The sequence below is a fragment of the Tychonema sp. LEGE 06208 genome (assembly GCF_015207505.1).
GTDB lineage: Bacteria > Cyanobacteriota > Cyanobacteriia > Cyanobacteriales > Microcoleaceae > Microcoleus.
Genome location: NZ_JADEWT010000136.1, coordinates 1 through 16,369, shown reverse-complemented (window position 1 = coordinate 16,369; position 16,369 = coordinate 1). Strand labels below are relative to the sequence as shown.

10 protein-coding genes and 2 pseudogenes are annotated in these 16,369 nt (G+C 44.8%); 10 read left to right on the top strand and 2 right to left on the bottom strand.

Annotation, left to right across the window (positions count from 1 at the left end; all coding sequences use genetic code 11):
* Window positions 1-117 precede the first annotated feature (117 nt).
* The 7 genes and pseudogenes from IQ263_RS24940 to hemB all read left to right on the top strand — a co-directional run.
* A pseudogene (locus IQ263_RS24940) lies at window positions 118-813 on the top strand (metallophosphoesterase family protein); the annotation flags it as partial.
* 172 nt (window positions 814-985) lie between these two features.
* Entirely contained in the window at window positions 986-1,714 is a 729-nt protein-coding gene (locus IQ263_RS24935) for a metallophosphatase (RefSeq protein ID WP_194070805.1), read from the top strand.
* A gap of 157 nt (window positions 1,715-1,871) precedes the next feature.
* Window positions 1,872-2,441 (top strand): Crp/Fnr family transcriptional regulator, encoded by a 570-nt coding sequence (locus tag IQ263_RS24930; protein ID WP_194070804.1) that lies wholly within the window; start codon window positions 1,872-1,874, stop codon window positions 2,439-2,441.
* Window positions 2,442-2,688: 247 nt separating this feature from the next.
* Complete coding sequence (locus tag IQ263_RS24925; protein WP_194070803.1) at window positions 2,689-3,714, top strand: CobW family GTP-binding protein; 1,026 nt, start codon at window positions 2,689-2,691, stop codon at window positions 3,712-3,714.
* 392 nt (window positions 3,715-4,106) lie between these two features.
* A complete protein-coding gene (gene folE / locus IQ263_RS24920) occupies window positions 4,107-4,757 on the top strand; it encodes a GTP cyclohydrolase I FolE (protein WP_194070802.1) in 651 nt (216 codons plus the stop codon).
* A 144-nt stretch (window positions 4,758-4,901) separates the two neighbouring features.
* On the top strand, window positions 4,902-5,261 hold the full coding sequence (gene hisI / locus IQ263_RS24915) for a phosphoribosyl-AMP cyclohydrolase (RefSeq protein WP_194070801.1): 360 nt from the start codon (window positions 4,902-4,904) through the stop codon (window positions 5,259-5,261).
* A 30-nt stretch (window positions 5,262-5,291) separates the two neighbouring features.
* The gene (gene hemB / locus IQ263_RS24910; protein ID WP_194070800.1) at window positions 5,292-6,326 is read left to right on the top strand and encodes a porphobilinogen synthase; all 1,035 of its coding nucleotides are present in this window, start codon (window positions 5,292-5,294) and stop codon (window positions 6,324-6,326) included.
* Window positions 6,327-6,609: 283 nt separating this feature from the next.
* Here the strand turns inward: hemB and IQ263_RS24905 are convergent, their stop codons facing one another.
* On the bottom strand, window positions 6,610-6,966 hold the full coding sequence (locus IQ263_RS24905) for a metal ABC transporter permease (RefSeq protein WP_194070799.1): 357 nt from the start codon (window positions 6,964-6,966) through the stop codon (window positions 6,610-6,612).
* The gene (locus tag IQ263_RS24900; RefSeq protein WP_194070798.1) at window positions 6,966-7,694 is read right to left on the bottom strand and encodes a metal ABC transporter ATP-binding protein; all 729 of its coding nucleotides are present in this window, start codon (window positions 7,692-7,694) and stop codon (window positions 6,966-6,968) included. Before IQ263_RS24900 ends, IQ263_RS24905 begins: the two co-directional genes overlap by 1 nt.
* A 66-nt stretch (window positions 7,695-7,760) precedes the next feature.
* On the opposite strand from IQ263_RS24900, the pseudogene IQ263_RS24895 reads away from it, so the two are divergent.
* From IQ263_RS24895 to IQ263_RS24885, 3 genes and pseudogenes are all read left to right on the top strand, one after another.
* Window positions 7,761-8,729 (top strand): annotated as a pseudogene (locus IQ263_RS24895) (metal ABC transporter solute-binding protein, Zn/Mn family).
* A gap of 935 nt (window positions 8,730-9,664) precedes the next feature.
* On the top strand, window positions 9,665-9,820 hold the full coding sequence (locus IQ263_RS24890; protein WP_194070797.1) for a hypothetical protein: 156 nt from the start codon (window positions 9,665-9,667) through the stop codon (window positions 9,818-9,820).
* An 838-nt stretch (window positions 9,821-10,658) separates the two neighbouring features.
* Complete coding sequence (locus tag IQ263_RS24885) at window positions 10,659-16,142, top strand: response regulator (RefSeq protein WP_194070796.1); 5,484 nt, start codon at window positions 10,659-10,661, stop codon at window positions 16,140-16,142.
* The last annotated feature ends 227 nt before the right edge of the window (window positions 16,143-16,369 follow it).

The window sequence follows — 16,369 nt, the reverse complement described above, 5'->3', positions numbered from 1 at the left end:
AATTAGAAAATCATATTGCTGCCATTTGGCGCTTTGTGCATCATTACAATGCTAATTTACAGCTCTAAACGCCTACTTTCTTTGAATTCAGTTTAATTCTCTTGATCCTTTCCTTCAGGGTACTACCCCCACGCCGTAGTAGAAATGATTCGCTCCCTCGACATTCCCACTTGCGTCGGCTGCTGGGACGAAGATATTGTCGAAGGTTTGAACTCATGCGAATGCAGCTATCCCTCTGTTTGAGCAGAAAAAAGAGGCAAATTAGCTCACGAATGGACTAACGCACAAATCCCCTTAGAAACGCGGGAATATTTAGCCACTTTGCCACACAGTTTGCGAGAATACAATAGGTGTTTCGTTCACGGTAGCCCCCACAGCAATCACGAATATTTACTGCCAAAAATGGATGCTTTTTATGCCTTAGAGCGGGTATTTTCTGCCGATGCTGACCTGCTGTTTTGCGGTAACACTCATGTACCCTACGTTCGTACTTTAGATGCTGGAAATATGCAGGTTCGAGTCAGCGGGTCGAGCATCGAAGGAGACAAAGATTTAAGTTTTACTGTTCCTTTAAAGCGGATTGTGAATGTTGGTTCTATAGGAGAACCGCGCCACGGTAGACCGAATGCTACCTACGTGATTTATGATGTTGACGCTCAACAGGCGACATTGCGAGAAGTCGAATATGACTATCATGCTACTTGCGCTGCAATTATTGAAAAAGGTTGGCCGCCGATTTTTGCTTGGCGTTTGGCTAGGGGTTTGGAATATGCCGAAAGAGCTGACGATCCTACTCATGTTTGTGAGAGGTAGTCATTAGTCATTAGTCATTAGTCATTAGTTGGGTGGGTGCCGGTTTATGAGCTTATTGGTTTTTGGCGATTATTGTTGGTGAACCCACCCTACAACTTTTTGACATTGGTGTAAGAGATCCGTTCAAAACAAACTCCGCAAAAATCTTGACAAATACTAACAGTTGAAACCCATAAAAAACTGGGTAGTATTAACAGGAATAGAAGGAAATATTGCTGCTTATCAATCTGTAGTAGCTGACATAAAGTGCCTGAGAATTCGCGTTGACGAATTGTATATCTTAGGCGATTTAGTCGGCCCGAATCCCGATTGCGAAAAATTAGTGCAGCGAGTCCGATCGCCCAAACGAGGAGAAATCGAACCTCAAATTTGTATCGGGTGGTGGGAAGAACAGTGTTTCAACTTACACGGAATAGGTTCTAGCCCTGATGCGGCAGAATTGCGACAAAAATACGGCGCAGATACGATTAAGTTGCTCTGGGATTCTGTCAGCCGGAAAACTGTAGAGTGGTTGCGCTCTTTGAATTTTGGTTTTCATGAATTGGATTGTTTGTTGATTCACGGGAGTACGGTTAGCGCCTCTGATGAGCTTACCCCGGAGACTCCGCCGCCTGTGATGCTCGATCGCGTTATCCGCGCTGATGCCAATACTTTGTTTTGCGGGCGATCGGGCTTAGCATTTGAGTATCAATTACAGCTAAGTATTATCAATAACTGGCTGCAGACTCTGGATTCTCAGGAGCCACCTGCAACCGTGTCTGCAACTGCACGGCGGGCGATCGGAGTCGGGAATGTGGGTCGGCTCAGCGGACAAGCAAATTATACTCTCTACGACCCAAACACCGATACAGTAAAGTTCCGAAACGTCTCTTACAGCACCCGCAAAGGGCTTCAACCTTAGCCGTCCATAGTAGCTGCGATCGCAAATATTCATCATCCGCTCTGGCCTGGGAGACAGGACGATCGGCAAATTGCCTCAAATTAATTGATATTAATTATCAATTAATCTAAACTGTACATCATCATCCAAAGTAGCGGTGGCGCTCAACCTCAATCCTATGACTCTTTCAACCTACACCCCAGCCTTGTACGCTAGTTTCAGACACCAGACTTTCACCCGCCGTCAGTTAGTGCCCGTGCCCTCTAAAGGGTTGCTGCGAATTGAACGCGGCTCTGTCCGAACCTTAACTTGGAGCGACCAGGGGACACCAATCACGCTGGGATATTGGGGAGTTGGAGACGTGCTGGGCCAGTCACTGTCAGGCGTCCAACCTTATCAAATTGAGTGCAAGACTCATGTAGAAATTAGTTACATTCCTCAAAATTTGTGCTATCAATCCTTAGATGAAGTTTTCAGACATCTTCAGCAAACTCAAGAATTTTTCTGCATTGTTCGCAGCGAATGTCTGCGGGATAGATTGCTGCAACTATTGGTTTGGTTGGGAAAAAAATTTGGTCGGGAAGTCGCACAAGGAGTTTTGATCGATCTGAGATTGACTCACCAGGAGATTTCAGAGGCGATGGGAATTACGCGGATTACGGTGACGCGGCTGATGTGTCGGCTGGAGGAGGAGGGAATTATCGATCGCACTCGCCCTCAATACATTGTTTTAAATTCCCGTTTGTAACATGGGATTTATCTGGAAAAGGGATGACAGTGAAGTGTTTATGAGTCATCAGCTAGCTGAGCAATAATTCTAGGGCTTGCGCTTAAAGCACATCTAAATTATGATAATGATTATCATAACCGGTTCGGTGCGATACAGGCGATCGTACCTAAATTTTGGCTAGGAAGTGCTATCGACAAGAGCTTTGGGATGCTTAGCGGCGTTCCAAATTGACAGCAGGGCTTCTACAATTAATCAACGAGGGACAATGACTAATCTCACTGTACAAACCCCAGATTTAGTTTCCGATTTTCCCAAAAGAGGAATGCCCGTAACCATAATTACCGGCTTTCTCGGCAGCGGAAAAACCACTTTACTCAATCAAATCCTCAAAAATCGCCAAGATTTAAAAGTAGCAGTTTTAGTTAACGAATTTGGCGATATTAACATCGATTCGCAGCTTTTAATTTCTACCGAAAATGACATGGTAGAGCTGAGCAACGGCTGTATTTGTTGTACCATCAATGAAGGCTTAGTTGATGCAGTATACCGAGTTTTAGAACGGGAAGACCGCATCGATTGCATGGTAATTGAAACCACCGGAGTTGCCGATCCACTGCCGATTATATTGACATTTCTCGGCACGGAATTGCGGGATTTAACCAGTCTAGATTCTGTACTCACTGTAGTCGATAGCGAAACATTCACCACCGACCATTTTGACAGCGAAGCAGCTTTAAAACAAGTAGCATTTGCAGATATCGTGCTGATGAACAAAACCGATTTAGCTCCTTCAGAAAAAGTAGAAGAATTAGAAGCTTACATTCGCACTGTGAAAGAAGGAGCGAGAATTTTACACTCTGAATATGGCGAAGTTCCTTTACCCTTAATTTTGGGTGTGGGTTTGACGCAAGCCGATCTTTTCGAGAGTTTTGAAACTGAGGAAAAACACGAGAATCACGAACACCATCATGAACATCACCATCACGGACATCACTCGACTCACTTAGATAATGACGGATTTGTTTCACTATCATTTCAGAGCGATCGACCTTTTGATCTCCACAAATTCCAAGAATTTCTCACCGAAGAAATGCCCTGCGATGTATTTCGGGCAAAAGGCATTCTCTGGTTTAAAGAAAGTCCAATGAGACACATTTTTCAACTTAGCGGCGCGCGCTATGAACTAAATGCTTACGAATGGTTGACTCCACCTAAGAATCAACTCGTAGTCATCGGTCGCAACTTAGATACCGCTCAAATTCGAGAACAACTTAACAATTGCTTAGTTTAAGATTGCGTCCATCTCAGTATCACGTTCATAGCTAAGAGCTTTTAGATTTACAGCATATTCCATGTATATGTGGTACACACAATATTATGGCCCGTGTAAGGTGCGTCGCCACCCGTAAAGAAGCAATTTCTCTCCCAGATCCCGCAAGCGACGCACCTTACAAATTAACTAGGGTTCTATCCGACACATTTTAGATTTAATTCTGTCGTTAGTCGTTGCAGTTTTTGACAAAAAAATCATGTAACTACCAATGGCTAGTTTTACAATGTCAGCCATAAAAATCATCCCAAAAAAATCTAAATATTTTAATGTTACATTTTGTAAATCTTGTTATAATCAAATGGCAAGTAAAAGTCCATACCCACTGTTAAACATTTTCAAAAACTGCAAGCATGACTTTATCTACTCGCCCAGAACTGACTTCTCCAAATGGTGTAGTGTCATCAATTCCTACCCAATCTCAACCCCCTGTTTCAGATGAAGAAATGAGACAAGCAGTGCGTACATTGCTGCTAGGATTGGGAGAAGACCCAGACCGTGAAGGGTTACGAGATACACCGAAACGAGTTGTGAAAGCCTTGCAGTTCTTAACTGGAGGTTATCGTCAATCTCTGGACGAACTGCTCAACGGAGCAGTATTCACAGAAAATGCTAACGAAATGGTGTTAGTGCGGGACATTGATATTTTCAGTTCCTGCGAACATCACATCCTGCCAATTATTGGCAAAGCACACGTTGCGTACATTCCCAACGGGAAAGTAATTGGCTTGTCAAAAATTGCTCGAATTTGTGAAATGTACGGCCGCAGATTGCAAGTACAAGAACGCTTAACTGCACAAATTGCGGATGCACTTCAAGGATTGCTAAAACCTCAAGGTGTAGCAGTTGTAATCGAAGCAACTCATATGTGTATGGTAATGCGCGGTGTGCAAAAACCAGGTTCTTGGACTGCGACTTCAGCGATGCGGGGAGTGTTTGCTGAAGATTCCAGAACTCGTCAAGAATTTATGAGTTTAATCGCGCACAAATCAAGCTTTTACTAGCTAGAATTGTCTGCGAAAACTTCCGTGTTTGCAGGCTGAACAAAGAAAAAAGAGTCATATTAGATTACCATATTTCTCTCTTTTCCTTTCCTCCCTCTGCGCCCTCTGCGCCCTCTGTGGTAAAAAATCTTATCTAAACTGAATATGGATCAAAAATATTTGTGGATTGAAGCTTTAAAGTTTAATAATAAAGGTTTAATTCCAGCGATCGCCCAGGACGATCGAGATAGTACCATTTTAATGATGGCTTGGATGAACAAAGAGTCGATCGAGCAAACTCTAGCTACAGGAGAAGCACACTATTGGAGCAGATCGCGCTCTGAATTTTGGCACAAAGGCGCGACATCCGGGCACATCCAAAAAGTCAAACAAATATTTTACGATTGCGATGCCGATACTATCCTGCTCAAAATAGAACAGATTGGTGAAATAGCTTGTCACACAGGCGTGAGGAGTTGTTTTTTCAATTCCGTGGCGCTACCACTGGGTGCAATAATGCAATAATAATGATTATCATTATTGCACCCAGTTCCTATGTCATCTGCAAATAACGTCGAGTCCGCCGTTCCCACTCCAAACAATCAAAATCCTTCCCTCACAACCATCCGTCCCCGCCGCCTCCGCCGTACACCAGCTTTGCGGCGGATGGTACGGGAAAATCACCTGACTGTTGACGACCTCATCTATCCGATGTTTGTGATGGAAGGGGAAGGGCAAAAAGTTGAGATTGCTTCTATGCCTGGTTGTTATCGCTATTCCTTGGATTTATTGCTCAAAGAAATAGCTGAATGTTGGGAGTTAGGAATTAATGCGATCGCCCTTTTTCCAGTTATCTCAGACAGCAAAAAAGATGACACCGGAACCGAAAGCTACAACCCGGGCGGATTGGTGCAACAAACAGTCAAAGCCATCAAACAAAACATCCCCGAAATAGTTGTAATTACCGACGTAGCCCTCGATCCTTTTACCACTCATGGACACGACGGTTTAGTTGACGAAACTGGTAAAATTCTCAACGATCCGACTGTTGAAGTTTTAGTAAAAATGGCAGTTTCTCAAGCCGCCGCCGGTGCGGATATGGTAGCACCTTCCGACATGATGGACGGCAGAATCGGCGCAATTCGCAAAGCCTTAGATGCCGCAGGATACATCGATACAGCAATCATGGCTTATTCAGCAAAATATGCCTCTGCTTATTACGGCCCGTTTCGAGATGCCCTCGATTCTGCCCCGAAATTTGGAGACAAAAAGACTTATCAAATGGATGCTGCTAATGCACGAGAAGCACTGAAAGAAGTTGCTTTGGATATAGCAGAAGGTGCAGATATTGTGATGGTAAAACCTGCTTTGGCGTATCTGGATATTATCTGCCAAGTGCGCGAAGCAACTAATTTGCCCGTAGCTGCTTATAATGTCAGCGGCGAATACGCAATGATCAAAGCTGCTGCACAGTTGGGTTGGATTGATGAAAAGCGGATTATTTTGGAGAATTTGACGAGTATCAAACGAGCTGGTGCCGATCTGATTTTGACTTATTTTGCTAAGGAAGTTGCTTTGATGTTGAAATAAGAGAATTTTTTTAAGCGCGGATACTTCAGTCTTCGACGCACTCCAACAGACAAACCGGGTTTTTTACCGAATCTGCCAGTTATATCAAATCCGGTAGCATCGGAATTATTAATATTACCGAAATCAGGAGACGGCAGTGCCGTCTCCCTACAATTAATCACGGTAGGGAAACGGCACTGCCGTCTCCTCTATATCATTCCAATGTAATCGGAATTGATATTACAACCAGTATTTTTGTAAAAAAAACCGGTTTCTAAGCCCCCGTATATTCAAGACTAGAATATTACCGCCCCAGTTGTTTCAACTGCTGCAAAATCTTACTCCTACGACTCACCATCGATGGCCGAGTCAAAATCCCTTGAGACGGACTAAAGAGTAATGCTACTAAAAATAACCCAGTGACAACTAACACAATTGCTGCACCTGAAGGCAGATTTAAGTAATAACTAATATACATCCCAGACACACTACTGATTACACCGATAATTGCTCCAAATCCCATCATCTGGTGCAATTCTTTAACTAATAAATAGCCAGAGATACTCGGTCCAATCAGTAGAGAAACTACTAACACAACGCCTACTGCTTGCATATTCCGCATGAACTCAAATTCTAGGGGTTCTCTGAGTAAATTTAACATTAGTCAATCTCCCGTTGCACCAATATTACACAATCGCCATAGGCCCGCTGAATATTGTCAGCGGTAATTACTTCTGACTTGTTTCCATCAGCAATTAGTTGTTTATTTATCAATAAAAATCGGTCGTACTTCCTCGAAGCTTCTCCCAATTCATGACCAATTACTAGCAAGATTTTACCTTCAGCTTTCAGTTCGTCAAAAACTTCAAATAGTATAGCTTCTGTCTTTTTGTCAACTCCCGAAAAAGGCTCATCAAAGAAAAATAACTCAGCTTCTTGCGCTAATGATTGAGCTAAAAATACTCGCTGTTGTTGTCCCCCTGACAACTCCCCAATTTGGCGGTTTCTTAATTCCCAAATTCCGACTCTTTCTAAGGCGGCTTTGACAATTTCTCTGGATTGACGTGAAGGCGATCGCCACCAACTCCTATGGCGTGTCCGGGCCATCATTACTACATTTTGAACAGAAATCGGATAATCCCAGTCTATCTGCGATCGCTGCGGCACATAAGCCACCTCTCCTAGCTGCTTAGAAAGTGCGCGATCGCGATACCTGACAACCCCATTTTCCGTCGGAATTAGCCCTAAAATCGCCTTCACCATCGTACTTTTCCCCGCGCCGTTAGGCCCTATTACCCCCACGATTTGCCCCGGTGCCAAGCTGAAGCTGACATCCTCAACAGCGGAAACGCCTCGGTAGTTGACAGCGAGATGCCGAACCTCTAACATAGTAAAATTTAGTAATAACGATTATTATTATCACAATATAATAATAGCACAAAGGAGAAACAGACAATGTTACAAAGATTGAAATTCAAAGGCCTTGCTGTGTTTGGCTTGATGATGGTGGCTGGATCGAGTAGCGCGGGGGTAACTTTTTCACAGACGAATAAAAATCCGATTGTCGCCCAAAGTCGTCCGCAAGTCGTGGCAACGTCTACAGTTATTTGCGGCTTAGCGAAGGAAATAGCTGGCAATACTATTGACCTCAAATGCTTGATAGATGCAGGTTCAGACCCCCACGTTTACACCTCAAAACCAGACGATCGCAAAGCAATTGAGCAAGCAAAGTTGATTTTATACAGCGGTTATAATTTTGAACCAAGTTTAATTCGATTAATTAAAGCAAGTTCCAATAAATCTGCGAAACTTGCTGTCGGTGAAGCAGCAGTACCCAAAGCACTATAGCTTGAAGAAGACGGCAAAAAAGTTCTAGATCCGCATATTTGGCACGATGCTAAAAATGCCATGGCAATGGCAAAAGTTATTAACAGTAAACTCGGTAAAATTTTGCCAAACCAAGCACCTGTTTATAATGCAAAGACTCAACAAATTACCTCAAGTTTGACAAAACTAGATACATGGATTAAATCAGGGATTACCACAATTCCTGACAAACAGCGCAAGCTTGTTACAACTCACGATGCTTTAGGTTACTACTCAAAAGCTTACGGAATTCCAGTAGTAGGAGCCTTAGAAGGTATTAGTACCGATGAAGCGCCAATACCAACGCGGGTGGCTCAATTAGTTAGAGAAATTAAGGCTTCTGGAGTGCCGACAATTTTTGCTGAAACTACAATTAATCCTAAATTAATTGAGGCCGTGGCAAAGGAAGCCAAGGTGAAAGTTTCGCCAAGAGAATTATTTGCTGATGGTTTGGGAGAACCGGGAAGTGAGGCTGATACTTATCAGAAAATGATGATTGCTAATACTCGGACAATTGTAGAAGGTTTGGGTGGCAAATATACTCCTTTTAAACCTTAATCGAGGAACTGCAAAGGCTATTTTCAACTAGCTTTAGGGGCGGGTTCGCCAACAAACGATCGGGCTGCAAATAGGTTAAATAAACCCTTTCAAGGTAAAACTCGAATATGTTTCGCTCGTTATTCGAGTTCTACCTTGAACCCCACCCACAAAAAAGCCCCTTAAAGCTTTCTTGAGAGACGATCGCGCTTAGGCATTTGAGTGTCAACTATAGCTAACTATTATCAATAGCTTGGTACTAACACTTGATTCTCAAGAGCCACCTGCAACGGTGTCTGCGACTACACAGCGGGCGCTCCTCTTCGAACACTGCGCTAACAGAGCCGATCGAGCAACTTATGCCACGTACAACCCAGACACATATACTGTGGAGTTCTGAAACATCTCTTACAGCACCCGCAAAGGATTTCAACCTTAGCCATCCATAGTAACTGCGATTACAAAGATCGATCGTCCGCTTTTGCCGAGAAGAGAGCAAAATCGGTAAATCCTAGGAAGCTAGTTGATATAAATTATTAATTATTCTAAAATACTCATTATCATCCAAAGTAGCGATCGCGCTCAACCTAAACTCTATGGCTTTTTCAACCTAAACTCCAGCCTTGTACCCCAATTTGAGACAACAGACTTTCACCAGCCGTCAATCGATTTTAGATTTTAGATTGGCGGTCGTAATTGCTACGGCCGCTGGGGAACTTCAGCGTTGGTTGAAGTCATCAGCCATCAGCCATCAGCCATCAGTCATTTTAGCCGAAGAGCGAAGTCGAAGGCTAGTCATTAGTCATTAGTCATTTTAGCCGAAGAGCGAAGTCGAAGGCTAGTCATCAGTCATTAGCGTCCCCGCTCGCAAACGTTATTAGTCATTAGTCATTAGTGCTGTCCCTGCTTGCTTTGGGTTAAACGTCCAACGTCCAACGTCCAACGTCAGCATTCAAGTGTTATCAAAAACCATAATTATAAGTTTAGTTATAGGCATTTTAATCGCCCCGATTCTTGAGTTGTGCAGCCCGATCGCAATTTTTGCTCAAAACGCCGTCGCAATTAAAATATCGGGTACTGCTGCGGGTGCGATCGCTACATCCCCGCAGTAGACGGTAATTTAAAATAAAAATGTCTAATAATTGAGAATTTATAGCAATTATTAATAATTGCTATAATAACAGAGTCAGTTATTATAGCAATTATTTGTTTGATAGCAGTTCGAGCCAAAAATGAGGGATTGACCGATCGCTCCCTCAATCCCTCAATCCCTCAATTTCCCCATTCCCTCAATTTCCCCATTCCCTAATTCCCTAATCTAAAATCTATACAAGTCCGAGCCAAAAATGAGGTATTGACCGATCGACTTCTCAATCCCCCAATCTAAAATCTCAAACTTGTACGCTCGCGAAGCCGAAGTATCTAAAATCTCAACTCCTCACCTTTTTGAGAAAGGCTATATATTCAAAGCTCCCCCTTTCCCGTTCTCTCCCTCTGGCTTCTCCCACCCCCTAATTGCACAGTTTATATACCTACTAATTGGCAATCTTGTAACAAGCCTGCGGCCGCTGGTAAATTGGTAGTGTATAGGTATCTTGCCTCAAACAGAATCTGAGCGAGAGTTCCGTTGAGGGCGAGAAAGTAGGGTGCAGTCTAGACAATCGCAGAAATTCTTGCTCGTCAACCCGCAGTAGTTAGGCCCGGCGAGGAATTGCCGGCCAGTTAAAAGTCCGCCCTGTGGCAGATAGCATTGGTTCTGACTTGTCGTTACCCGCCAATTGTCAGGATTTGGCACAGAATTAATTTTAAATGCCAAGATGCTGGAAGTAGGGGTGAATTTTATGGTACAGAAAGTTTGACCGTGCTTGGAAAGCTCGCGGGTAAAGCCTCTCAATCAAGCTGCTGCCCGCGATCGGGTTTTTCTAACAAATATCACTCTTATGCCCGCTGATGTTTATTCCTTCTCTCAGTCAGGTCATCAACCGCAATCCCCTTACCGTCACCCCTCAGACGCCCGTAGAAAAGGCGATCGAGCTGATGAGCAGCACAGGAGCCAGTTACGTCCTCGTGGTAGAGCCGCGCGAGCATTCTCAACTGGAAAATCTCAGCAATGGGAATTCCCGACGATTGCGGGAACAGTCGGGTTTCTACAACGGCTTACCGCGTGCGGTAAAGGCCTTCGGCAACGGGCTGCATCAGGGCGGCTCAAAAGCTCCCTATGGGAGCGGGCAGACGGTGTTGGGGATTTTTACGGCGCGAGATGTGGTACAGCTAAATTCCATCGGCGCTGCTTTGAGGGGATTTGCCATCGAGCAAATCATGATCAGAACCGTAACTGTAGCCAGAGAATCGGAAATTACCGACTTTTTTGCCTTAGTAAATCTGCTGGAAAAATATCAGATTGGTCATTTACCCGTCGTCAGCGACGCTGAAGAACTTGTCGGTTTAATTAGCTCTCAAAGCTTGGTAGAACTGTTGGAAGAACTTGGGAAATCGCCACAAAAAGTAAGCAGCGATCCGCCACCTGTTACCTTCGCTTTCCCTCCGCCGCTGCCAAGTTCACAACCGAAATTAGAGCTGCCGGCGAGTTTAATTAAACTTTATCAAATTCCTCAAATCGCAGCAGGACGAATTATTCACGCTCCTGCTAGTTCTTCAGTTCGCTATCTGGCGCAACTGATGTTCCGACACAATGTTAGCTATGTATTAATTACTGAAACCCCAGAACCAAACTCGACTGGTGCTACAAATTCCAAATTTACAAATCCCAACCTGCACAAACTCGTTGGGGTGGTAAGTTCGCGGGACATCGTGCAGTTGCAGGCGTTGGGAAGAGACTCGAACAAAATTAAAGCGGGAGCGATTTGCAACAGCTCGCCGCCGCTGGTACGATCGCAATCTACCCTAGAAGCAGCCGTCGCCCTGCTGCAAAAATACTACTACCAGTTACCATTATTAGTCATTAACGAAAGCAATCACCCGATCGGGATTGTCAATCCTAAAACTATCCTTTTACAAGCGCTAGATTCAAAATCTCTGCATTCTAGCTTGATCGCTTTGCAGCGACAACTAGAATCTAGCAACGCGCAATACAAAAAACTCGCCGCCCAAATACAGCTTCCGGCAGCAAATCGCCACCAGGAAGTTGAAATTGCAGAAAACAGTTTCCGGCAGCCCCAAAATCTCCCCGCTACTGTCAACAATCAGGGGATTTGGGATTGGAATCTCGAAACAGATGAGTTTTTTTATTCCGTGCGGTGGCAAGAAATGCTCGGCTACAAAGCAGGGGAAATCTCGAATCGCCGATCGGAATGGTGGAGTCGCATCCACCGAGATGACATTAACGGAGTAAAGGCAGCCTTAGAAGAGCACTTCGCACAAAAGACAGCGGATTTTGCAGCAGAATATCGGATGTACTGCAAAGACGGCAGCACTATCTGGGTGCTGAACCGGGGTCAAGTTTTGCGGAGCGCTGCAGGCAAACCGCTGCGCTTGGTCGGAACTCATACAGATATTACTCCAAATAAGCAGTTAGAACTCAAAGGCGCAGATCCCGATCGATTCCAAGTCTTTGATTCTTTGAAAGCAACAGTAATTTTTCAGATGGATGCGGCGGGAGTTTGGACGTTTCTCAACCGCGCTTGGACTGAAATTACTGGTTTTTCGGTTGCCGAAAGTTTGCACACTAATTTTTTCGATTGGGTTCATCCAGATGAACGCCCGCAGTGTGAAAATCTATTGGAGTCTTTGCTGTCTGGAAAATCGGAATTTTGTCGGAGAGAACTGCGATTTAAGTACAATTCGGACTCGGTGAAAAATGAATTAGACATTCATCCTGAATCGGGCTTTATTTCGGTAGAAATATTTGCTCAAGTCCGGCTGAATTCCCAGGGTGAAATAGCGGGAATTTTAGGAACTTTGCACGATGTCTGCAGCCGCGTCGAAGGCGTTGAGGAATTGCGGGAAAGCCAGCGAGCAATTCGATCGCTCTACGAGGTAATGGTGAGCTCGTCAGGCTCCTTTGAGGAGCGCACTGCTCAGTTGCTGGCGATGGGTTGCAGTCAGTTTGGGATGGATATCGGGCTGTTGGGCAGGGTTTTGGGCGATCGCTACGAAGTCATCGCCGCCTATGTACCGTCAAATTTCCCCTTCGGATTTGCCAAAGGAGATGGTTTTGCTTTGAGTAGAACTTTTGAACGAGAGGTTTTGCGATCGAACGAACCTATTTCTATCGAATCCGCCGGCACTACTCAGTGGAAGAACCACCCGGCTTACGCCGTCCGCAGGTTGGAGGCTTTTGTCGGCACGCAGGTAATAGTGGAAGGGCGAATTTTTGGCACTTTGAGCTTTACTTCGAGCTCCGCTAAACCACCTTTGAAACCGCTGAATTTTGAAATGTTAAAATTGATGGGCAATTATATCGGCGCGGAAATTGCCCGCGAAGAACGCGAGCACACTTTGCAGCGTCAGTACCAGTGCGTTTTACTCTTCAAACAAATCACTCAAAAAGTGCGATCGACCTTAGATACTCAAGAAATTTTTCAGACAACCGCCACCCAAATCGGGCGCGTATTCGGTGTCAATCGCTGTACAATTCACACCTACCTTTCCCAACCTTATCCGCACCTTCCTTGCGTCGCAGAATACCTCGAACCTGGTTACATATCAGCTTTAGATTTAGAACTTTCTGTCACTTACAACCCCTACACAGAAAAACTGCTCGCTGAAGATATAGCCCTAGCATCTCCCGATGTGTTTGCCGATCCTTTGCTCGAATCTTCCGTGCCGATGTGCCGCCGCATCGGCTTAAAATCTATGTTGGCGGTTCGCACTTCCTATCAAGGCGAACCGAATGGCATTATTACTTTGCACCAGTGCGATGCAACTCGCCAGTGGACTCCCGACGAAATTGAACTGTTAGAAGATGTTGCCGCTCAAGTCGGAATTACCTTAGCCCAAGCCCAACTTTTAGAAAAGGAAGTTCACCGACAGCAACAGTTAGTAGAGCAAAATGAAGCTTTGGAGCAAGCGCGACAAGCGGCCGAAGTTGCTAACAGAGCTAAGAGCGAGTTTTTAGCTACGATGAGTCACGAAATTCGCACTCCGATGAATGCGGTAATCGGGATGACCGGTTTGCTGCTGGATATGGAACTAACTACAGAACAGCGGGATTTTGTAGAGACAATTCGCACCAGCGGCGATGCTTTGCTGACTATTATTAATGATATTCTCGACTTTTCCAAGATTGAATCGGGCAAAATGGATTTGGAAAGTAGCCCCTTCGACCTGCAAAACTGCATAGAAGAATCTCTGGAATTGCTGGCTCCGAGAGCGTCAGAAAAAGGTTTAGAGCTGGCTTACTTTATTGACGATTCTGTTCCAAAAAACATTTTAGGAGATGTCACACGGCTGCGCCAAATCTTGGTAAATCTGCTAGGAAATGCAGTCAAATTTACAGAATCTGGAGAAATTGTCGTTTCTTGTACCGCTCGGCAAATCGAGCCTGTAGCTGCTAAAGTTTTGCCGGAAATAACCAATATTTTAGCTCTGAAACCGCTAGCAACTAAGGAGGAAAAGTTGCCAAGTAACAGACAGTACGAGATTCAATTTGCTGTCCAAGATACGGGCATTGGCATTCCACCAGACCGGATCGATCGCCTATTTAAAGCTTTTTCGCAGGTGGATGCTTCCACAACTCGACAGTACGGCGGAACAGGTCTGGGACTGGCTATCAGCCAGCGTTTGAGCGATATGATGGGTGGTAAAATGTGGGTTGTCAGTCAAGTTTGTCCGGCAAGTTCTAAGTCTCAATCTGCTGTTTCGGCGATCGGACAAAGTACCGCAGGAATTCCGCCTGCTGGATTTTATCCACCGTCGGTATCGGGTTCCGGTTCAATTTTTTATTTCACGGTGACAGCAGAAGCTAATGAAAGTCGAGAGTCAAAAAAACTGCCGGAATTTGCGGTGGGCAAGCATTTGTTGATTGTCGAAAATCATGCCATTAACCGGCAAGTTTTGATCCGGCAAGCTGAGGCTTGGGGAATGATACCCGTAGCTGCAAGTTCGGGTGCTGAGGCTGTGAAAATTATCCAAGAAAACTCGGCGCTAGATTTGGCTATTTTGGCGATGAATCTACCAGATATGGATGGCGTGGCTTTGGCTGTGAAGATTCGTTCCTTGGAGCTGAGCAATTTGTCTGGCGGCGAGGGGCTAAATCCGAATGTCATTGTTACAAGCCCTCGCAAAGTTCCGCTACCTTTGGTGCTGTTTACTTATTTGAGCAAGGCGGAAGTCTGGAAAAAGCTTGAAACTACAGAAGTACATTTTTCGGCTTTTTTAACTAAGCCTCTAAAACAGTCGCAGTTTTATAATGTGTTGCTGCAAGTTTTTGGATATGTTGCCGGCAGAAGTGGTAGGGGAGAAGTTTCAAATGTGGCGACTTTGACTTCGGGATTGAAGTATTTTGAAAATTCTCAAGAACAGCACCGCGTGCAGCGGACACCTGCGGTTTTGAGGCAGGTGGCTAGCAATTCTGTCGCACAGGATGGAGCTAATTCTACTCAGATTCGGATTTTGCTGGCGGAGGATAATGTGGTGAATCAAAAAGTAGCTACGCATTTGCTCGACAGGATAGGATATCGGGCAGATATTGCGGCTAATGGGCTGGAGGTTTTGGAGGCGCTGAAGCGGCAATCTTACGATGTTGTGCTGATGGATGTGCAGATGCCGGAGATGGACGGGTTGGAAGCGACGCGCCGCATTTGTCAGGAGTGGCCTGCTAATCGGAAGCCGAGAATTATTGCGATGACGGCTAATGCGATGCAGGGCGATCGCGAAAAGTGTCTGGAAGCGGGTATGGACGATTATATTACTAAGCCGGTGCGCCGGGAAGAGTTGGCGATCGCCCTGGGCAAATGCCAACCACTGCAGCGGGATGAATTGGATGCCGTTGCTGAACTAAAAAATCCACAGATTACTGAGCAAGTTGACAGTGAGGCTGCTGGACACTCGATGGTTCAACCTGCAGCAAATTCGCCGATCGATTTTCATGTTTTGCAAAGTCTCCGCGAGTTAGACGATGATGAAGACCCGGATTTTTTGGGGGAGTTGATTAAGATATATTTGTTAGATGCACCGCAGCAGTTAGAAACAATTAAAGAGGCTATTTTTATCGGCGATGCTGATAGTTTGAAGCTGGCTTCTCACACGCTGAAGTCGAGCAGCGCTAATTTAGGAGCGGTGTCTTTTTCGGAAGTTTGCAAGGAGTTGGAGTATATGGGCCGCATGGCGGTTGAGTCGGGAGGGGAACAGGTTTTTGATGCGAGGACGGCGCGCGATCGGCTTTTGGAAGCCGAAACGGAGTGGGAAAAGGTACGGATGGCGTTTGAGACTGAATTAAAAACGGGGAAATTGCGATCGCAAATAGGGAATTAGTTAGTTGTTAGTTGTTAGTTGTTATTGGTTAGTTGTTATTGGTTGTTGGTTATTGGTTATTGGTTATTGGTTATTAGTTATTGGTTATTGGTTATTGGTTATTAGTCATTAGTCATTAGTCATTAGTCATTAGTCATTAGTCATTAGTCATTAGTCATTAGTCATTAGTCATTAGTCATTAGTCATTAGTCATTAGTCATTAGTCATTAGTCATTAGTCATTAGTCA